Origin of the sequence: Chitinophaga sp. CF118 (genome assembly GCF_900112615.1) — a bacterium.
In the GTDB taxonomy this organism is placed as follows: Bacteria; Bacteroidota; Bacteroidia; order Chitinophagales; family Chitinophagaceae; genus Chitinophaga.
In genome coordinates this window covers 1,899,722-1,918,864 of sequence record NZ_FOMK01000001.1, presented here as the reverse complement: position 1 = coordinate 1,918,864, position 19,143 = coordinate 1,899,722, and the positions used below count along the sequence as shown (strand labels likewise).

Sequence of the window (19,143 nt, the reverse complement as noted above, 5' to 3'; positions counted from 1 at the left end):
AGTTGGAACTTTAGACGCAGGACATTAAAAAAATTAAAGACAAACTGATAAGGTACTCCCCGAAGTCAGTTTTATATAAACAGAACCGATTATGAGTAACGAAGCAACATTGCACAGTCAACAGGAGGTAATGCATGGCGCAGCAGCGCACGGTCATGGCCATGACGACCATGAGCACCATCATGAAGGCGGCTTCATTTCGAAGTACGTTTTCAGCATGGATCATAAAACCATTGCCAAGCAATTTCTGATAACCGGTATTCTCTGGGCTATCGTGGGTGCTTTCTTCTCTGTACTGTTTCGTTTGCAACTGGGTTTCCCGGATACTTCTTTCCCCTGGCTGGAAAGCATCCTTGGCCATTGGGCAAAGGGTGGACATATTTCACCTGAGGCTTACTATGCACTGGTAACAATGCATGGTACCATATTGGTGTTCTTTGTATTAACAGCCGGGTTGAGCGGTACATTCTCCAATCTGCTGATTCCTTTGCAGGTAGGTGCACGTGATATGGCTTCTCCTTTCATGAATATGCTGAGCTACTGGTTCTTCTTCATGGCTAGCTGTGTGATGATGACTTCCCTGTTCGTACAAACAGGACCAGCATCTGGTGGCTGGACGGCTTATCCTCCATTGAGCGCATTGGGAGATGCTTCTATCGGTTCTAAAATAGGTATGGACTTGTGGCTGACCAGTATGGCACTGTTTGTTGTGTCTCAGTTACTGGGCGGTCTGAACTATATTTCCACCATCCTGAACATGCGTACCAAGGGTATGAGCATGACCAAGATGCCATTGACTATCTGGAGTTTCTTCTTTACAGCGGTATTAGGTGTACTTTCTTTCCCTGTATTGCTGTCTGGTTTTATCCTGTTACTGTTTGATCGTCATGCAGGCACCAGCTTCTATCTGAGCGAACTGTTTGTAGCAGGTAAAGCACTGTCTAACGAAGGTGGTAGTGCAATCCTTTACCAGCACTTATTCTGGTTCCTGGGTCACCCTGAGGTGTACATCATCATCCTCCCTGCAATGGGTATGGTATCTGAGATCCTGGCAGTAAATGCCCGTAAGCCGATCTTTGGTTACCTGGCGATGGTAGGTTCTATGTTTGCAATTGCTATCCTGGCCTTTCTGGTTTGGGCGCACCATATGTTCGTTACAGGTCTTAATCCTTTCCTCGGTGCATTCTTCGTATTACTTACCTTGTTGATTGCGGTACCATCTGCTATCAAGGTATTTAACTGGATCACTACTATCTGGAAAGGTAATATCCGTTTCACTCCTGGTATGTTGTTCTCTATCGGTTTTGTGAGCACATTCATTTCCGGTGGTTTAACAGGTATCTGGTTAGGTAACTCTTCTATCGATATTCACCTGCACGATACTTACTTCGTAATCGCGCACTTCCATATAGTAATGGGTGTGTCTGCCTTCTTCGGTACATTTGCCGGTGTATACCACTGGTTCCCTAAGATGTTTGGACGTTTCCTGAATAATACTTTGTCATACATTCACTTCTGGATTACTCTGATAGGAGCTTACCTGATTTTCTGGCCAATGCACTACGAAGGTATGGCTGGTATGCCAAGAAGGTATTATGATTACTCTAACTGGGAGTCTTTCAAACAGTTTGGTGATCTGAACCACTTCATCAGTATTGTGGTGATCATTGTATTCGCTGCACAGCTGATGTTTGTATTCAATTTCTTCTATAGCATTTTCAAGGGTAGAAAGTTAACTACTACCAATCCCTGGAATTCTACTACACTGGAATGGACTACACCAATCAATCCTGGTCACGGTAACTGGCCTGGTGAGATTCCTGAAGTATACCGTTGGCCATATGACTACAGTAAAGATGGTAAGGATTTCATACCACAGACTGTACCATTATCTCCTGACGAAGAAGCTGCAGGCGGGCATTAATTAATGCCTCCCTGCTTAGAATAGAAATGGATTTCTGAGAAAAGGATATGTACTAAAGAATGATAAGAGAAAACTCCATAAAATTGTCGTCATCGTTTGCAATAGCCAGCAAGGTGAAAGATTACTCTCAGTTAATGAAGTTTAATCTAACCTTCATGATTGTGTTTTCGAGTGTGGTGGGTTATTTGTTGGTGCCTGGAGTGGAGTTTTCATTAATAAAAGTTCTTACTTTATTTGCTGGTGGTTTGCTGGTATCCGGTTCTGCCAATACTATTAATCAGCTGCTTGAAAAGGAAACAGATAAGCTGATGGCCCGTACAGCAGTACGTCCATTACCATCTGGCCGCCTTTCCGAAACAGAGGGTATTATTATTGCGGTGGTTACTGGTATTGCCGGTCTGGCTATCCTGGCCTGGGGTTTTAACTGGTTATGTGCCGGGTTGAGCCTTTTATCCCTGGTAGTATATGGTTTTGTATATACTCCGTGGAAGAAATGGAATTCACTTGCCGTACTGGTTGGTGCTATTCCGGGCGCTTTGCCTTTATTAATTGGCTGGGCTGCAGGTGCGAATGAACTCGGTGAAGGAGCATGGGCTTTATTTGCCATCCAGTTCCTCTGGCAGTTTCCTCACTTCTGGGCTATTGCCTGGATAGGGCATAAGGATTATACCAGGGCAGGATTCAAGCTGTTGCCAGCTTCAGGAGAGCCGAACAAGCTGATCGCTTTACAGGCAGTAGCATATACTTTGTTATTAATACCTGCAGGGTTAATCCCCTACATGCTTGGTATAACAGGTTATATTTCTGCTATAATTGTGATCCTGGTAACGTTGTTTTTCTTTTACAGGGCAGTTAACCTGTACAGGAAATGCGATGTGCCTGCCGCACGTAAGCTGATGTTCGGATCTTATATTTATCTGACCGTTATGCAGCTTGCATTATTGGCAGACAAAGTTTAAAAGTTATTCAAATTAATTAAGCATAGTGATGCAGGCGATGAGCGTACAACGGAACAAAATACATCCACACAAATATTCCCTATGGATTGCTATGGGTAGCATTACCATGATGTTCATAGGATTTACGAGTGCATATGTTGTAAAGCGGGCGCAGGCAAACTGGTTTACTTTCCAGCTACCGGTTATCTTCTGGATCTCCACTGCTATCATATTGAGCAGTAGTTTTACAGTTCAGATGGCGGTAAAGCAGTTTAAGAACCGGCATATGCAGCGTTATAAACAGCTCATTACATTAACAGCAGTATTGGGAGTGGCTTTTGCGGTATGTCAGTGGATAGGCTTTATGCAGATGAATGCAATGGGGTTGCCACTAAACGGACCAGCATCTGTGTCGTTCATTTATGTGATCGTTAGTGTGCATTTGCTGCACGTATTAGGCGGTGTGGTTGCACTGTTGATTATGTTTGGCAGGGCATTTCGCACAAGGATACGTACTTATAGTCCGGTACCCATAGAAGTAGCCGCTACATACTGGCATTTTGTGGACGCACTGTGGATTTACCTGTTAATATTTCTGAGTATTGCCAGATAAAACTTTCTAAAAAATAATTACAAAACAAACAATGGATACAGCAGTTACAGCGCAGAAAAAATGGTGGTCCGGGGGGCATTCTCCTTTTAACCTGAGTTACGGAAAGTTGATGATGTGGTACTTCCTGATGTCAGATGCTTTTACTTTTGGAGCATTACTGATTTCATACGGTACTATCCGCTTCATGAGTACTTCCTGGCCTGACCCTAATGAGGTGTTCCATTCTTTTCCATTCGTTAGTCATGAAGCACATTTGCCACTGGTATTTGTGAGTTTGATGACCTTTATCCTGATCATGAGTTCTGTAACAATGGTATTGGCAGTACATGCCGGTCATCAGAGAAACAGAAAGGATGTAGTTAAATGGATGATCTGGACTATCATTGGTGGTGCTGCCTTCTTAAGCTGCCAGGCATGGGAGTGGATGCACTTACATGAATTAGGCGCATGGTGGGGTAGAAATCCATTCGCTAACGTAGATGGAACTGTTGCTTCAACCAACTTTACTAACTTCTTCTTTACAATTACCGGTTTCCACGGTCTGCACGTAACCTCTGGTGTTATCCTGAATATTATTATTCTTGCTAACGTACTGAAAGGTACTTATGAAGACAGAGGCCATTATGAAATGGTAGAGAAAGTAGGGCTGTACTGGCACTTTGTAGATCTGGTATGGGTATTTGTATTCACCTGTTTCTACCTGCTGTGATCAGTGGTAAAGAGAAAGCTATTGTAATCTGGATTTTTTAAAAGTAACACTAATGGAACATACACATACAGGAGTCGCACACGAGCAGCATGGTCACGATGCTTCTACTAAAGGTATCTGGAAAACGTTCTGGATATTATTAGCGATCACCATTTTTGAAGTGGGGCTGGCGTTTCTGCACCTTGAAACAGGCATTCCTCCTAAATTATTATTGAACTCTGTCTTTATTGGTTTAACCTTACTGAAGGCGTTCTTTATCGTTGCTGAATTCATGCACTTACGTAATGAAATCAGGAACCTGATTATGACAATATTGGTTCCTTTGCTGTTGTTCATCTGGTTTATCATTGCCTTCCTGGCTGATGGTGATTCATGGAAGAAAATGCGCAAAGACCTTTCTCCTGGCACACCTGCACCTGCTGTGCATGTAGTGAATGAGGAAGCACATCACTAAGGATATTTAAATCTGTTACGCTTTACATACTTCCACACCTGTGGATGTTGTAAAGCGTAAATTTTATATGACAATTTAAATTAACGGCCATTTCACGCAGAGGACTTATAGGAGCAATGCTGGCTATACTGGTGCCATTAACTGGTTACCTGATAGTAGATCATTACGGAAGGAATGTTGTGCCAATACCACGTTACTACATTCCGGAAAGTGTGGATACGATAGTGAAAAATGGTAAGCCGCAATACGATACAGTATTTCATACTGTAAAGGATTTTACTTTCATTAATCAGCAGGGCCAGAAGGTACAGCTGAAAGATCTTCCCAACAAAGTAATCCTTGTAAATTTCTTCTTTACTTCCTGCCCCAGCATCTGCCCTAAGCTGATGAGTAATCTGGAAAAAATCCAGCAGGCATATGTAAAGAACGACACATTACTTCAGCTTATTTCTCTTACAGTAGATCCAGAGAGAGATTCTTCCGAACGCCTCAGAGCATATGGTAATCAGCATAACATCAATCCTGATAACTGGTGGTTAGTGACCGGCAGCAAAAAGGAAATTTATGACTGGGCGCGTTATGAAGTTTTTGTAAGTGTAACACAGGGTGATGGCGGACCGGATGATTTCATTCATACGGAAAAGCTGGTATTACTTGACAAAGATCATCACATTCGCGGGTATTATGATGGGTTGGATTCTAATGCCATCCGTCAATGTGCGAATGATATTGCAATATTGCATTTAGAGAAAGATAAACACAGGCCGGGATTATTAAAACGGCTATTTTCGGGAACAGAGGAATAGTTAATTACTGCTATGGATATCAGGAATAAAAGTCTCAATCTTCCTATTGGTATTATTTCGGTAGCAATACCAGTGCTGGTAGCGATACTTTTTTACTTACCGCGTCCGCATATGGAAGCGGGATTTAATGTAAACATCCTTCCCTTATTTCATGCGATATTAAACTCTGCCACAGCTATATTACTGCTTGGAAGTTTATATTTCATCAGAAGAGGGCACATCAAAGCACATAAGATTACAAATCTGATAGCAGTTGCGTTGTCTGCTGTTTTCTTACTGTCTTATGTTACTTATCACTTCTTCACGGAGAGCACGAAATATGGTGATTCAAACCACGATGGTGTAGTAGATGCTGCAGAGAAGGCATTGGTAAGTGGTACTGCTTATCTGTATTACTTTATACTGCTGTCGCATATATTACTGGCCATCATTATTGTGCCACTGGTATTATTCACTTTATTGAGAGGATTCCAGTCTGATTTTGTGAGGCATAAAAAGATAGCCCGGTTTACATGGCCTATCTGGTTTTATGTAGCGGTTACAGGAGTGATCGTGTATATCATGATATCACCGTATTATTAATGTGCTTAACTTTATAGTATGAAAAAGATCCTGCAGATATTGGTGGTAGTGCTATTTTGTAGCTTTCAGGCGATGGCTCAGTGTTCTCTTTGTACCAAAACGGCACAGCAACTGGGAGAAGGACCTGCAAAGGGGTTGAATAATGGAATTCTTTACCTGGCATTAACCCCACTGCTTATTATAGGCATTCTGGGATTTCGCTGGTGGAGAAGTACGCGAGAGTCTTTAAAATAACATAGCTTATCCAGATAAAAAAAGATGGCCCCGTTCTAAACGGGGCCATCTTTTTTTATCTGGTGCATCCTTCCATTTCATAGATATGATATCCTTGTTGAAGAATGTTTTTTTCCCATACCGGAATTACTTCCTGAAGATGGCAAAAACGACAATCCCTAGAGGATACAGATTGCATATCTAATGATTTGGATTTGAGATAATCATTGCCAAAGGTGAGCACCCGTTCATAATTTGTATCTGCAGACACGATGATGTCAAAATGCATATACCCGCCCGCCCTTATTTTTACGTAGGTATCAAAAATTGCAACTTCCATCATTGGTATTCCGGTTTATAAACCATAGAATAATGGTGAAGAATTCCTATGGTAATCGATATGTTGGTTTACTCGCAAATATAGGTATGTCACCAGAACGTGGAAATATTTAACATCTTGTTTGCGAGCGCAGATTTCTAAGATTTATATAGATAAATGAAGATTAAATTTATTAATTTCCAGTATCAAACAAATTACGACTGTAACTAATTTAACTATGAAAACCTATTTACTTAACCTGCGATTAACATATACGACTGGATAATTATAGAATATTCACGATACAGAGATTTGGAAGATACTGATAGATTTATAACATTGCATTTTTACTGTAATGAAGTGAATAATGTAGCAGAACAAGATTGAGAACTAACTACAAATAGTAACGAATGAAGGCCATTTATCAGTCGTTTAACCGTGGAAGCATCCCGGTAGCCTATCCTGTGAATACCATATCAGAGGACTCTTATACGGAAGAACCTGTTGTCCGTTTAAATACTTCGCGTGTATTATGTTTGTCATTGCTGGCAGCGGCAATAGCAGCTGTTCTTGCACAGTGTCTCTTATTAATAATAAACGTGATCACAAGAGTATCTTATTTTGGTAAACTTTCTGCAGATGAACTGAATCTGGATCTGGCTGATCATGAGTTAGGCGCATGGGTGATAGGGATACCTGTTGCAGGTGCATTGCTGGCAGCATTACTGATTCGTTACTGTAGCACTAAGTTGAGAAAGGAATGGCTTTGTAACCTGATACAACCATTATGTTCCGCAATTTATATTGGTACCGGTGTGCCTTTGGGAGTAGAAGGAGCGGTTGTTGCCAATAGTTATTTATTCTCTAATTTCACTCAATATAAGTGGCATACTACTAAGCCTGAAAGAAGGATACTGGCAGCAGCGGGGATTGTTTCCGGCATCGCTTATTTATTTGGCAGCCCTATTGCCGCGTTGGTACTGGCATTGGAATTATTACTTGTAGAGTTTACACTGGCAAGCATCTTTCCGCTGATTCTTGCAGCGGCCACCGGCGCTTTTTTTCACTATCTGTACAGGGGAACCTCTCCAGCATTTACTATGCCTGAAGTACCTGCTGCTACCGCTACGGCATTGCTGGGATATACTATTACCGGACTGATAATAGGAATAGTTTCGGTACTTGTTTCCCGGTTCTTGTCCGGCATCTCATTTCTTCTCGGCAAACTACCTGTTCAGCAACTGTGGCGACCACTTATCGGGGCTGCTATTATTGGTGTGATAGGCTATTTTGCTCCCGAAATACTGGGGTCAGGTTATTGGCATATCGAAGACCTGCTAATGGGTAGAGTAACATTGCAGTTATTATTTATAGTGGGCATCGTAAAGTTTTTCGCCTGGTCTATAGCATTGGGTAGTGGGACACCCGGAGGAACTATGCTCCCATTGGCGCTAATGGGTGGAGCCTTCGGATTATTCATTACGCTTATCCTGCAGTTTATTTTGCCTACCGTACCGCTGAACTATTCCGTAGCAGCACTTATAGGAATGGCAGCTATGCTGGCAGGAGGCCTCAGGATTTTACCGGCGGCTATCATCTTTGCCTTTGAAACTACACATGAACGGCATGCATTATTACCATTGATATGTGCCTGTGCTGCAGCTTACCTGGTATCATTCCTGTTATCCAAAAGGAGAATCAACAGGGAAATGGCTATTAAATAGTATTGACGAACCGGTATAAATTGAAAGTTCCTGCGGTAAGTTGTTGCTGAATTTCCAGTTGCAGCGTTTTCCTGTTAATATTCTTCATACGCCGGCGCTGAATAAGCTGATATGTTTTTTCTGTGAGCAGTTGTGCATGCCTCTCAATGTTGTTTGTGATCTGTTGTTGATGCATAGAAATGGCATCGATGAGTTTAGGCAATCCTTCCTGTTGCGTGGCTACAGTTTTTATTACAGGTATTTCCCAATTATCCCGCTGACGGGTATGTGCCAGCAGCCGGAGGTTTTTCACAAATTCGTCCGCATTGGAATGGTCTGCTTTATTCACCACAAAGATGTTAGCAATTTCCATCAGTCCGGCTTTCATTGTCTGGATCTCATCGCCAGCCTCTGGCACTACCACTACGATGGTAGTATCTGCTATACCGGCTACCTCCACTTCACTTTGTCCCACTCCCACTGTTTCTATAAACAGGTAATCAAAACCAGCAGCTTTAATAAGATCGCTGACTTCTATAATCTTGGGACTAAGTCCACCTAACGCTCCCCGGCTTGCCATAGAACGGATAAATACCTGTGGATTATTAAAGTGCTGACTCATACGGATACGGTCGCCTAATAAGGCACCGTAATTGAATGGTGAAGAGGGATCTATGGCAATGATGGCTATACGCTTCCCCTGTTCAAGGAGTAACTGGATCAGCTCATTTACAAGTGTGCTTTTGCCTGCACCCGGAGGCCCGGTAATCCCTATTACCTGAGTATGACTGGTTGCCGGTAATTTTTCCAGCAATTGCTCATAGTTTGTAGCCTCATTTTCTATGAGGGAAATACAACGTGCCAGAGCTTTTATGTCACCATTCAACAATAAGGGCAGAAGGGAAAAATGCATAACCGAAATTACGAATTACGAATGATCAATTGATTTTCTATCTTCGTAACGAATATATCTTTTATATGAAAGTATCCGGTTTTACTTTTGTCAGGAATGCAGTAAAGTACGATTATCCTGTTGTGGCAGCTATCAACTCTATTCTTCCTTTATGCGACGAAGTGATTGTGAGTGTAGGAAATTCTGACGATGATACGCTGGCACTTATTCAGTCTATCCAATCTCCTAAAATAAAAATCACACATTCTGTATGGGATGATTCTCTGAAGGAAGGCGGGCGTATCCTGGCAGTAGAAACTGACAAAGCGTTTGCACATGTAAGTGCGGATGCTGACTGGGCTTTTTATATCCAGGCAGATGAAGTGGTACATGAAAAGGATTACGATACTATCAGAGGTGCCATGCAGCAATATAAGGATCGTCCTGAAGTGGAAGGATTACTCTTTAACTACACACATTTCTTTGGCAGTTATGATTACATAGGTGATTCCCGCACGTGGTATAAAAATGAGATCCGTGTAATCCGCAATGATAAAAAGATTTCTTCTTACCGTGATGCACAGGGCTTTCGAAAGCAAGGTGAAAAGTTACATGTAAAAGCAATACCTGCTGATATTTATCATTATGGATGGGTGAAAGATCCGGAGGCACAGGCCCGAAAACTGAATAATTCATTCCAGCTATATCATGGCCGCGATGAGGAGCGTATGAAGAAACGTGTAGCAATTGAGCAATTTGATTACGGTGTAGTTGATTCCCTTGCGCCCTTTACAGGTACACATCCGGCAACGATGCAGCCCCGCATTAATGAGAAGAACTGGAAATTTGAACATGATATCAGCCGGAAAAAATTTTCCTTTAAAGACCGTTTGTTGTACTGGGTAGAAAAGAAAACAGGAAAGCGGTTATTTGATTACAGAAATTATAAGATCATCAGATAGTAATCTTATACATGATTCCGCATTTTAAAAAACATCTTTAAACAGAACAAAAACTTCCTGTAGGAATTTCTCTTTTTCATAGCCAGCAGATAATTCTGGTATTTAAAAAATAAGAACATCCGCAAAAAGTTATTCCCGGGTGAATAGCTCTCATAGCTTCTATACAATTGATCGAACACCTTTTTTTCTTTACTGAACGCCGGAGGACAAGCGTCACGAAATAAAAGGAATCTCTTTCTCGTTTCTTCCAGTTTTGATTTCTTATTTGTTTTTAAAGAAGTAAAGTTATTTCCATGTTGTCTCCACTTAACAAAAGGGACATCATAATATTTGATACTACCATAAAAAGTAGTGAAAAATGCAAGCCAGAGATCGTGCGCCATTTCTATAGGATAAGGCATTGCAGCCAGAGCGATTTCTTTTTTAATGATCAATGCATGTCCTCCCACACAATTATCAGTTGCGAAATACAGGCAATTATCAAATGAAGCCAGTTTTTTAAGATCGGAATGATTCCATAATGGCTGAAGATCCTGATCTACCAATGCTGAATCACAATAAATCATAGGATGATCTTCTATCGCATTCATTAATACTGTCGTCTTTTCTGGCGCCCATACATCATCCTGATCACAAAAGGAGATATATGCTCCGGTGGCCAGAGAAGCTCCTTTTTCAAAATTCTTAACAAAACCCAGATTTGAAGTATTCTGAAATATGCGGATATTATTATGTTGAAGAGAATATTGCTTTAGTATTTCAATAGTATCGTCTTTACTACAATCATCTACTGCAATGATCTCTATATTAGGATATGTTTGCTGAATTAATGAGTCCAGTTGTTCTTTCAGATATTTTGTTCCGTTGTAGGTTCCCATTACGATGGATACAAGCGGTGTTGTTTGTAGTTCAGACATAGGTGTTATTAATACATTGTTCTGTATAATTTCAGATATTCCTTCGCGTTAGTATCCCAGCTAAATAATTTTGCATGTTGCTGTACAGCGGCTACCGGGTTGTGTTGTTCAAAGTGTTTGATTCCATCCTCAAACGTCTTTTGCATATACGCTTTATCAAAGTTGCGGAAGTAATAAGCCGCATCTCCTCCTATCTCCGGCAAGCTGGTTTTATCTGATAAGAATACCGGTTTTCCAAAGTGCATCGCTTCTACTACAGGAGCACCAAAACCTTCTGCTATTGAAGGGAACATGAAGGCTTTACAATTTTTGTAATACCAGTATTTCTCTTCGTCCGGGATAGTGCCTAACAGTTTAACACGGGCACGTACTCCTGCTGCATCAGCTTCCTCTTCTATTTTTTTGATATAATCTCCCTGTGGTTTTCCTGCAATGATCAGTTCATAGTCGTTGTGTTGTAATAATGCCGGCAACACATGGAAATTCTTTTTGGAAAGGATCATGCCGATAGAGAACAGGAACGGTTTTGCTGGTCTGTAAGCTGGAGCATCAAAACCAGGAAATTCTTTTACTTCTGATCCCTGATAAATGATCCTGCATTTATTGTCCGGTACCTGGATATGTTCACGAATGGTTTGTAATGTAAACTTGGAAATAGCTACCACACAATCCGTTTCATCTACCTGTTTTTGTAGCTCTTTCAGCAATCTGTTTTTCTCAGCGGTGCCCTTGCGATCGTCAAAGAGGAAGTTAAGATCGTGGATGGTCAGTATTGTTTTCTTTGCTTTGTTACGTGGCCAAACGTTACCTGTCTGGTGTACGGCATGCCATACGTCCATCTGTGGTGGATTGAACAGGTAACGATGATACCATTTGTAAGGTACTTTTTTAAAGTCGCCGGTAAATTCGTTGAATTTCTGTGGCAGATAGTATAACAGCTTTTCATCTTCCCGTGTGTGTTGCAGAAGCCGGTGTCCAAGCTGCAGACAGAATGTGTAAAGGCCGTTGTGCTGATATTTCAGCTTTTCAAAATCTAAACCAATTAGATGCATCGTGAAACTGATATAATTAATTGAATTTAATACAGACTGCGATAAACCTGTAAGTATCCCTGTGCCGTTTTATCGAATGTTAATGTATCAGAATGGGCTTTAATTGCATTTGCCATGTTATTGACCTGATAATGATGAAGGCCATCAATAAATACCTTTTGCATTGTAGTTGGTTCAAAATTATGAAAGTAATAAGCATACGTTCCTCCTATTTCCGGGAGGCTGGTCTTATCTGAAATGAAAACTGGTTTGCCGAGAGACATTGCTTCTGCTACAGGCAACCCAAAGCCTTCTGCCAGGGAAGGAAACAGAAACCCGAGGCAGTTAACAAAGTACCAGTATTTATCGGTATCATTAATACTTCCCAGTATTTTAACCCTGTCCTGAACACCATGCGCCCGTGCATCAGTTAAGATCTTCTGTTTATAATTTTCATCAAAAACTGGTCCTGCAATGATCAGCTCGTAATCATTATTTACGAGCAGGGAGGGGAGCACATGAAAGTTCTTTTTTTCATTTATACTACCAATGGCGAACAGGAATGGTTTTGCCGGACGATAAACCGGGTTATCAAATTCGGGATAGGCTTCGAGGCTGTTTCCGTTCATTACTACACTGGTCGGTTTATCCTTCAGGTCAAGATGTCGTTTTACATCTTCCATTGTAAAGCGGGAAATGGTTACGATATGATCTGCTTTGTCAATATTTCGCTGGATCTTTTTTAAGTATCGTTCTTCTTTTTTAGGAGATTTCTTTTCATGAAGCAGGTTCAGGTCATGAATAGTCAGCACCTGTTTCATATTTCTCCCTAAGGGCATGTACCCTGAGGTTTGAAAAGTTGTGTGCCAGATATCTATCTTTTTCTGCGGAGGAATCCATAACTTATGAAAAGGCCTGTTAACCAGGTATTGTTCCTTTTTGCCAAAGAATCCTGAAAGTTGGGAAGGTAGATAAAAAGTTATTTCTTCATTTGTTGCTTTGTTGCGAATAAGGGCATTTCCCAGATGTTTGCAAAATTCAAATAGCCCAGTATGGCTATACCTCATTTTTTCACAGTCCAGCAGTAATTGATGCATAAGGCTTGAATTTTGGCACCTGATTGGCAGGTAATGCAACAGCAATTAATTAAATGCCGCAAATATAGATAACATCCATATATATTTCGTTCATTACAACTTATTCTATAATTTAGGAAGGTATGACCAATTTTATTCCCATATTTCCTTTAGGTATTGTTGTTTATCCACAGGAACAGCTGAACCTGCATATTTTTGAGCCACGATATAAGCAATTGATCAGGGATTGTATAAAAGAAAACAAACCCTTTGGAATACCTGCCGTGATAGATAGAAAAGTAGCAGAGTATGGCACGCTGGTAGAAGTGGTAAATGTACAGAAAGAATACGAAAGCGGAGAACTGGATGTAGTTACCCGTGGAGCCAGGGTATTCAGGATCCTGGAGATCATCGGAAATGTACCAGATAAACTATACTCAGGTGCTATTGTAAGTTATCCTGATAACCAGTTCAGCAGTAATGGACGGCTTCAGTCGCAGGTATTGCATGCTTTAAGGGAACTGCATCATTTGTTACAGGTAAATAAAGGGTTTAAGAAACCTGATGAAGAGCTAAGCGCTTACGATCTGGCACATCATGCGGGGCTTTCCCTGGAGGAGGAGTACGAAGTACTGCACCTGTTCCAGGAATTGCAGCGGTTGGAGTATCTGAAGCGTCATCTGTTAAAGGTCTTGCCTTTAATGGCTGAGATGGAAAAACTAAAAGACAGGGTAAAGCTGAATGGGCATTTCCGTAACCTGAGTGCCGGTGATCTGTAAGGAAGGCTTGTTTTTTACAGGGATTACATAAATTTGGGCCCTGAAATGACTGTATAAGATAAATATGAACAAGATAATAGCGCGTTTAGCGTTCGCCTTTTCCCTGTTAGCATTCGTTTCCTGTGAAAATGATATGGAGGCCATCCTGAAGATGGATAAACAGGCTGCAGCAGTAGAAGAAGGAAAAGATATAGAATCTATTTACAGCCAGCTGGGCAAGGTAAAGGCCAAACTGACGGCTCCCCTGATGCTCAGACACATGCAACCTCCTGTATATGTGGAGTTTAATAAAGGGTTAAAAGTGTTGTTTTTCAATGATACGCTGCAGGTAGAAAGTACATTGACCGCCCGTTATGGTAAATACTTTGAGAATGATGCTAACATCTATCTGCGTGATCATGTGGTAGTGATCAATAAAAAGGGAGAACGGCTGGATTGTGAAGAGCTGAACTGGGATTCCAAGAAAGAAATCTTCTATTCTAATAAAGCAGTAAGGATCAGTACGGTAACAGACACATTGTATGGCACCGGTCTGGAATCCAACCAGGATTTCAGTAACTATACCATCCTGCATCCAAGTGGTCCCTTCATTATCAGGGATAGTACTACGACTCAATAAGTTAGTAATATATTATAACGAAGACGGCCCAACACTGCATTTGCAATGTTGGGCCGTTTCGCTTTAACCTATTTTTAACCTAAAATTTTGTCTATACAGAAATGCAATAACCATGCCATTAGCAGCGTCTGCTATTAAGTACTTAAGACCCATCTCTTCAAATGCAGTTAAAAAACAATTTAAAACTTATTTAATATTATAATAATCAACATATAATGGCTGACATGCCCAAATTGGTCATTTTACGAACTATTTTATGGCGTTCACGGAAACAGGAGGGAAAACCAGTATGAGGTACTATATCTTTGGTTCAGGTTTTTCATAGGATATGGTTAAAATTATTACAAGGGCGGTATTCTTACCGCCCTTCTACTTTTCAGGCCATTACACACTTCCCGCTTAAGGAACTGATAATTAGAAACAAACCTCACTTTCACACCCATTTACTCCTCTTTCCCCTGTTTATTACCAAACGTTTAACTTCTTTTTCATTACGTTCCCCAACTAAAATACATCATTCACTAGAATGGACATTGCCTGTATTCAAAATACCTGCACCTTTGGTATAGGTTTTTCAATAAAGATATGGTTAAAATTTTTCGGGGCTGTAGTCTTGCAGCCCCGTTTCTATTTTCAGAACTCCCGGTTTAACCCCTTCCCACTAATACATCTTCAAAAACACTTTATATATCATCAAGGTAAATACCTGTGTCTGCTTGTTATTTTGTTTAATGCAAAATGTCCTGTGATCTGACTGTTATTGTCAAACCACAGGACATGCCGGCTAAAAGCCATTATACTTACTCAAATTCTGCAGGGAACGGTTGTTCCAGGAGATATCTGTATATGAAGCGGTACATTTCATTATCGCTGTGCCTGTTCTTAATACTTGTTCTCCAACCATGACGTTCACCGGGATAAACCATGAATTCAAAGTGTTTACCCAGATTTTCCAGTTTATCTACAAATTGAATACTGTTCTGCATATGTACGTTATCGTCCATCGTGCCGTGTACGATCCTCAGCATACCTTTATAGCGATCCGCATAAGTAATTGGACTGGTTATATGATACCCATCCGGATTCTCTGCAGGGGTATCCATATAGCGTTCTGTGTAGTGGCTGTCATAAAGCCGCCAGTCAGTAACAGCATAATTGGCCATTCCATGCGTAAACACATCTGCCCCGTAGGAGAGTGCCATACAGGTGATATAACCGCCAAAGCTGCCTCCGGTAATGCAGATCTTGCTGGTATCAGCCCAGGGCTGAGTGCGTAACCAACCCGCCGCGTCCATATAATCTTCGATTTCATGTTTACCCAGCTGACGATGGATATAGTTCATTCCCATTTTACCCAGTTGCCCGGAGCTGCGGTTGTCTATTGCTACCTGGATCACGCCTTTCTCTGCCCACCATTGGGAGGAAAGGGCCGGTTTCCAGCTATCGTATACTGTGCCGGCATCAGGACCGCCATAGATACTGATCAGTACGGGGTATTTTTTACCTGGCTGCATATGCAGCGGTAAGGTGATGGTCATGGGAAGGTCCAGGCCGTCTCTTGTTTTGTAATACTGGATTTTTGTGCCTGCCAGGTTGTACTGGTCGTACTGGCTGCCTTTGCTGTTGCCCAGTTCTTTTATCACCTTGCCTTTATTATTCAGGAGGGCCATCATAGGAGGAGTCGCCAGGTTTGAGTAGGTGGAAATGAAATAGGCTCCGGAGGGGCTCACCATTGTACTATGGAGATAATCACCAAAGGTGAGCCGGGTAACAGCTCCATTTTTCATATTCACCTGGTAAAGGTCTGTGCGGGTAGATACCTCTTTACGGGCAGTGAAAGTAATTACCTGCTGTTTGTTATCAATGGCGGCTACACCGTTCACAGTCCAGTTGCCTGAAGTCAGTTGCTTTTTCAATGTGCCATCCATATTATACCAGTAAAGGTGCGCCCAGCCACTTTTATCACTTTTCAGGATAAAACCCTGGCCATTGCTCAGAAAAGCGATGCTATCAAACCAATCGATCCAGGTAGGTTGTTTTTCGTCGTAGATTTCTTTTTTAGCCCCGTTTTCCAGGTTGATATCATATATTTTAAGGTTATCCTGTCCCCTGTTCATCCATTGCACCCAGAGGTGTCCTTCGGGTGTCCATACCGGGGTACCGAAATATTGATCATCATTCTCATTAAAATCTGCCCAGGTAGTATTGCCGCCTGTAACAGGTACTATGCCCACTTTTACGGCAGGATTGGTATCTCCTGCTTCCGGGTAACGGGTGTTTTCCAGGTAGCCGTGTTGACCTTTTTCACTGTAAATAGGGAATACAGGAACTTTGCTGTCGTTGAAGTGCATGTAGGCAATGTGCTTACTGTCCGGACTCCACCAGAATGCGCGGTATTTTGATGGGCGGCCGAGGATTTCTTCGTAGTATACCCAGGAAGCCCAGCCATTGTAGATAACGTCTGTTCCGTCTGTTGTATAGCGGGTTTGCTTTTTTGTAGCTATCTCTATGCTGTATAAATCATTGCCATGGGTAAAGGCTACATATTTACCGTCCGGGGAAAGGGTTGGATTTCTTTCCTGTGTGGTATCGTGTGTCAATTGTGTTTTTACACCGTCATCTGAGGTGTAAATGATATCGTTTTGTACAACGGCTACACTGGCACCATCGGGTGCTTTTTGATAGGGAATAGCATTGCCGGTTTGGGCGTCAACTTTCCAGGCTTTACCGTCCGTCCGCATTTCTATATAGTGGGTATCATCAGCCCATCCCCTGATGGTGGGTAAGGGCTGCAGAAGTCCACTGGCTTCTCCTTTGAAGATCTGTTGGAAAGTGAGGTCTTTTTTCTCCTGTGCCTGCAATCCGGATATGAAAAATCCTGTTGCAGTTACACAGACTGACAAATAATGACTTATACGCATAGTTCAAATATTGTTGTATAGGAAACGAAAATAATAAATTAGGAATGATCTGCAGGTAATTACGGATGAGCGGATAGTCGTGGAGGGGCATAAAAAAAGTCCGGCAAGCAGCCAGACTTTTTTGTTTTTATTGTAAAGGAAAAGCTACGCTTTTTCCGGTTTCATCTGCGGGAAGAACAATACATCCTGAATGGACGGCTGGTTAGTCATGATCATGGTAAGGCGGTCGATACCAATACCGATCCCGGAAGTAGGCGGCATACCATATTCCAGAGCACGAAGGAAGTCATGATCTATATACATGGCTTCATCATCACCGCGTTGCATCAGATCTACCTGGTCTTCGAAACGCTGGCGCTGATCAATCGGATCGTTCAGCTCACTGTATGCATTGGCTAGTTCTTTACCATTCACCATAAGTTCAAAACGTTCTACCAGTCCTGCTTTGCTACGGTGCTTTTTAGTGAGCGGGCTCATTTCCACAGGATAGTCGATGATGAAAGTAGGCTGCACATAATGGTGTTCACTTGTTTCACCAAAGATTTCATCAATGAGTTTTCCTTTACCGATAGTCGGACTTACTGAGATATTCAGTGTTTTGCAGGTTTCACGGAGTGCGGCTTCATCCATGTTGGTAACATCGATATTAGTATGTTCCTTAATGGCGTCATAGAGGCTTATCCTGCGGAAAGGTGCTTTAAAGTCGATTACTTTGTCGCCCACCTGCACCTGTGTGGTGCCGTGTAATGCGAGTGCAATCTTTTCCAGCAAGGTTTCTGTGGTACGCATCATCCATTCGTAATCCTTGTAAGCCGCATACATTTCCATTACGGTAAATTCCGGATTGTGTGTACGGTCCATTCCTTCATTACGGAAGTCTTTGGCAAACTCGTATACACCTTCAAAACCGCCTACAATAAGGCGTTTCAGGTAAAGCTCATTGGCTATGCGGAGATAAAGCGGAATGTCCAGGGCATTGTGATGCGTGGTAAACGGCCGTGCTGCAGCACCTCCGGGAATAGGTTGAAGGATAGGTGTTTCCACTTCCAGGTAGCCCATTTCATTATAGAAATCGCGGATGGTCTGCATGATACGGGTGCGTTTAATAAACACATCCTTTACCTGCGGATTGATGATAAGGTCAACATAACGCTGACGGTATTTAAATTCAGGATCAGTAACTGCATCAAAGGATTCACCTTCTTTCTCTTTCACAATCGGCAGCGGGCGTAATGCTTTGGAGAGGACAGTCAGCTGTTTTACATGTACAGACAGTTCTCCTGTTTTGGTAATAAAAGCATAGCCTTTGATTCCGATAATATCACTAATATCCAATAATTTTTTCCAAACGGTATCGTACATGGTTTTGTCTTCTCCGTCTGAGATGTCATCACGACGGATGTACAGCTGCATACGGCCGGAATGGTCCTGGATCACTGCAAAAGCAGCTTTACCCATATCCCTGACGCTCATAATACGACCTGCCAGGCATACTTCCTGAAACTGGTCTTTTGTTTCTTCAGAATAAAGTGCCTTGATATTGGCAGCAGTATTATTCACGGGATATTCCTCTGCCGGATAGGGATTTATCCCTAATTTTTCCAGCTCCAGCATTTTTTCCCTACGTATGATCTCTTGCTCAGATAGTGGTGTCATGAGTACTTATTACTATAATGGAGTGCAAA

19 protein-coding genes are annotated in these 19,143 nt (G+C 41.8%); 12 read left to right on the top strand and 7 right to left on the bottom strand.

What is annotated here, in order from left to right:
- The first annotated feature begins 91 nt into the window (after positions 1 to 91).
- The 8 genes from BM176_RS07540 (at position 92) to BM176_RS07505 (ending at position 6,260) form a co-directional block, all read left to right on the top strand.
- Complete coding sequence (locus BM176_RS07540) at positions 92 to 1,924, top strand: cytochrome c oxidase subunit I (RefSeq protein WP_090101180.1); 1,833 nt, start codon at positions 92 to 94, stop codon at positions 1,922 to 1,924.
- A 59-nt stretch (positions 1,925 to 1,983) separates the two neighbouring features.
- Positions 1,984 to 2,883: a heme o synthase gene (gene cyoE / locus BM176_RS07535; protein ID WP_090101178.1), complete on the top strand. Its 900-nt coding sequence runs from the start codon at positions 1,984 to 1,986 to the stop codon at positions 2,881 to 2,883.
- A gap of 28 nt (positions 2,884 to 2,911) precedes the next feature.
- Positions 2,912 to 3,475 carry a cytochrome c oxidase subunit 3 gene (locus BM176_RS07530; protein ID WP_090101176.1) on the top strand — a complete coding sequence of 188 codons (564 nt, stop codon included), beginning with the start codon at positions 2,912 to 2,914 and terminating at the stop codon, positions 3,473 to 3,475.
- A gap of 31 nt (positions 3,476 to 3,506) precedes the next feature.
- Entirely contained in the window at positions 3,507 to 4,184 is a 678-nt protein-coding gene (locus BM176_RS07525) for a cytochrome c oxidase subunit 3 (RefSeq protein WP_090101174.1), read from the top strand.
- 52 nt (positions 4,185 to 4,236) lie between these two features.
- Positions 4,237 to 4,638 (top strand): cytochrome C oxidase subunit IV family protein, encoded by a 402-nt coding sequence (locus BM176_RS07520; protein ID WP_090101172.1) that lies wholly within the window; start codon positions 4,237 to 4,239, stop codon positions 4,636 to 4,638.
- 116 nt (positions 4,639 to 4,754) lie between these two features.
- Positions 4,755 to 5,444 (top strand): SCO family protein, encoded by a 690-nt coding sequence (locus tag BM176_RS07515; RefSeq protein WP_090101169.1) that lies wholly within the window; start codon positions 4,755 to 4,757, stop codon positions 5,442 to 5,444.
- Positions 5,445 to 5,456: 12 nt separating this feature from the next.
- Positions 5,457 to 6,026 carry a DUF420 domain-containing protein gene (locus BM176_RS07510; protein ID WP_090101167.1) on the top strand — a complete coding sequence of 190 codons (570 nt, stop codon included), beginning with the start codon at positions 5,457 to 5,459 and terminating at the stop codon, positions 6,024 to 6,026.
- Between the two features lie 18 nt (positions 6,027 to 6,044).
- Positions 6,045 to 6,260 carry a hypothetical protein gene (locus BM176_RS07505; RefSeq protein ID WP_090101165.1) on the top strand — a complete coding sequence of 72 codons (216 nt, stop codon included), beginning with the start codon at positions 6,045 to 6,047 and terminating at the stop codon, positions 6,258 to 6,260.
- Between the two features lie 55 nt (positions 6,261 to 6,315).
- Here the strand turns inward: BM176_RS07505 and BM176_RS07500 are convergent, their stop codons facing one another.
- Entirely contained in the window at positions 6,316 to 6,582 is a 267-nt protein-coding gene (locus BM176_RS07500) for a DUF2024 family protein (protein WP_255373462.1), read from the bottom strand.
- Positions 6,583 to 6,968: 386 nt separating this feature from the next.
- Here BM176_RS07500 and BM176_RS07495 point away from each other — a divergent pair, with 386 nt between their 5' ends.
- On the top strand, positions 6,969 to 8,282 hold the full coding sequence (locus BM176_RS07495) for a chloride channel protein (RefSeq protein ID WP_090101164.1): 1,314 nt from the start codon (positions 6,969 to 6,971) through the stop codon (positions 8,280 to 8,282).
- On the opposite strand, the gene meaB is transcribed toward BM176_RS07495, so the two are convergent.
- Complete coding sequence (meaB, locus tag BM176_RS07490; protein WP_090101162.1) at positions 8,275 to 9,174, bottom strand: methylmalonyl Co-A mutase-associated GTPase MeaB; 900 nt, start codon at positions 9,172 to 9,174, stop codon at positions 8,275 to 8,277. The genes BM176_RS07495 and meaB overlap by 8 nt on opposite strands.
- 65 nt (positions 9,175 to 9,239) lie before the next feature.
- Here meaB and BM176_RS07485 point away from each other — a divergent pair, with 65 nt between their 5' ends.
- Positions 9,240 to 10,115, top strand: a complete 876-nt coding sequence (locus BM176_RS07485) for a glycosyltransferase family protein (protein ID WP_090101160.1) — start codon at positions 9,240 to 9,242, stop codon at positions 10,113 to 10,115.
- A gap of 5 nt (positions 10,116 to 10,120) precedes the next feature.
- On the opposite strand, the gene BM176_RS07480 is transcribed toward BM176_RS07485, so the two are convergent.
- From BM176_RS07480 to BM176_RS07470, 3 genes are read right to left on the bottom strand one after another with little or no spacing between them, the layout of a single operon-like run.
- Positions 10,121 to 11,032 (bottom strand): glycosyltransferase family 2 protein, encoded by a 912-nt coding sequence (locus BM176_RS07480; RefSeq protein WP_090101158.1) that lies wholly within the window; start codon positions 11,030 to 11,032, stop codon positions 10,121 to 10,123.
- 8 nt (positions 11,033 to 11,040) lie between these two features.
- On the bottom strand, positions 11,041 to 12,084 hold the full coding sequence (locus BM176_RS07475) for a glycosyltransferase family 4 protein (protein ID WP_090101156.1): 1,044 nt from the start codon (positions 12,082 to 12,084) through the stop codon (positions 11,041 to 11,043).
- 26 nt (positions 12,085 to 12,110) lie between these two features.
- Entirely contained in the window at positions 12,111 to 13,160 is a 1,050-nt protein-coding gene (locus BM176_RS07470; RefSeq protein ID WP_090101154.1) for a glycosyltransferase family 4 protein, read from the bottom strand.
- Positions 13,161 to 13,282: 122 nt separating this feature from the next.
- Here BM176_RS07470 and BM176_RS07465 point away from each other — a divergent pair, with 122 nt between their 5' ends.
- Positions 13,283 to 13,918: an LON peptidase substrate-binding domain-containing protein gene (locus BM176_RS07465; RefSeq protein ID WP_090101152.1), complete on the top strand. Its 636-nt coding sequence runs from the start codon at positions 13,283 to 13,285 to the stop codon at positions 13,916 to 13,918.
- A gap of 64 nt (positions 13,919 to 13,982) precedes the next feature.
- Positions 13,983 to 14,537, top strand: a complete 555-nt coding sequence (gene lptC / locus BM176_RS07460) for an LPS export ABC transporter periplasmic protein LptC (protein ID WP_090101150.1) — start codon at positions 13,983 to 13,985, stop codon at positions 14,535 to 14,537.
- Positions 14,538 to 15,337: 800 nt separating this feature from the next.
- On the opposite strand, the gene BM176_RS07455 is transcribed toward lptC, so the two are convergent.
- Together BM176_RS07455 and lysS are read right to left on the bottom strand one after the other, a co-directional pair.
- Complete coding sequence (locus tag BM176_RS07455) at positions 15,338 to 17,458, bottom strand: S9 family peptidase (protein ID WP_090101148.1); 2,121 nt, start codon at positions 17,456 to 17,458, stop codon at positions 15,338 to 15,340.
- 144 nt (positions 17,459 to 17,602) lie between these two features.
- Positions 17,603 to 19,114, bottom strand: coding sequence for a lysine--tRNA ligase (gene lysS / locus BM176_RS07450; protein ID WP_090101146.1), 1,512 nt, complete (start codon positions 19,112 to 19,114; stop codon positions 17,603 to 17,605).
- Positions 19,115 to 19,143: the final 29 nt, after the last annotated feature.

What these genes read in the sequence shown, in the direction of transcription:
- BM176_RS07540 (WP_090101180.1), top strand. Translation starts at nt 92, where the DNA reads ATGAGTAACGAAGCAACATTGCACAGTCAACAGGAGGTAATGCATGGC.
- cyoE (WP_090101178.1), top strand. Translation starts at nt 1,984, where the DNA reads ATGATAAGAGAAAACTCCATAAAATTGTCGTCATCGTTTGCAATAGCC.
- BM176_RS07530 (WP_090101176.1), top strand. Translation starts at nt 2,912, where the DNA reads ATGCAGGCGATGAGCGTACAACGGAACAAAATACATCCACACAAATAT.
- BM176_RS07525 (WP_090101174.1), top strand. Translation starts at nt 3,507, where the DNA reads ATGGATACAGCAGTTACAGCGCAGAAAAAATGGTGGTCCGGGGGGCAT.
- BM176_RS07520 (WP_090101172.1), top strand. Translation starts at nt 4,237, where the DNA reads ATGGAACATACACATACAGGAGTCGCACACGAGCAGCATGGTCACGAT.
- BM176_RS07515 (WP_090101169.1), top strand. Translation starts at nt 4,755, where the DNA reads ATGCTGGCTATACTGGTGCCATTAACTGGTTACCTGATAGTAGATCAT.
- BM176_RS07510 (WP_090101167.1), top strand. Translation starts at nt 5,457, where the DNA reads ATGGATATCAGGAATAAAAGTCTCAATCTTCCTATTGGTATTATTTCG.
- BM176_RS07505 (WP_090101165.1), top strand. Translation starts at nt 6,045, where the DNA reads ATGAAAAAGATCCTGCAGATATTGGTGGTAGTGCTATTTTGTAGCTTT.
- BM176_RS07500 (WP_255373462.1), bottom strand. Translation starts at nt 6,582, where the DNA reads ATGATGGAAGTTGCAATTTTTGATACCTACGTAAAAATAAGGGCGGGC.
- BM176_RS07495 (WP_090101164.1), top strand. Translation starts at nt 6,969, where the DNA reads ATGAAGGCCATTTATCAGTCGTTTAACCGTGGAAGCATCCCGGTAGCC.
- meaB (WP_090101162.1), bottom strand. Translation starts at nt 9,174, where the DNA reads ATGCATTTTTCCCTTCTGCCCTTATTGTTGAATGGTGACATAAAAGCT.
- BM176_RS07485 (WP_090101160.1), top strand. Translation starts at nt 9,240, where the DNA reads ATGAAAGTATCCGGTTTTACTTTTGTCAGGAATGCAGTAAAGTACGAT.
- BM176_RS07480 (WP_090101158.1), bottom strand. Translation starts at nt 11,032, where the DNA reads ATGTCTGAACTACAAACAACACCGCTTGTATCCATCGTAATGGGAACC.
- BM176_RS07475 (WP_090101156.1), bottom strand. Translation starts at nt 12,084, where the DNA reads ATGCATCTAATTGGTTTAGATTTTGAAAAGCTGAAATATCAGCACAAC.
- BM176_RS07470 (WP_090101154.1), bottom strand. Translation starts at nt 13,160, where the DNA reads ATGCATCAATTACTGCTGGACTGTGAAAAAATGAGGTATAGCCATACT.
- BM176_RS07465 (WP_090101152.1), top strand. Translation starts at nt 13,283, where the DNA reads ATGACCAATTTTATTCCCATATTTCCTTTAGGTATTGTTGTTTATCCA.
- lptC (WP_090101150.1), top strand. Translation starts at nt 13,983, where the DNA reads ATGAACAAGATAATAGCGCGTTTAGCGTTCGCCTTTTCCCTGTTAGCA.
- BM176_RS07455 (WP_090101148.1), bottom strand. Translation starts at nt 17,458, where the DNA reads ATGCGTATAAGTCATTATTTGTCAGTCTGTGTAACTGCAACAGGATTT.
- lysS (WP_090101146.1), bottom strand. Translation starts at nt 19,114, where the DNA reads ATGACACCACTATCTGAGCAAGAGATCATACGTAGGGAAAAAATGCTG.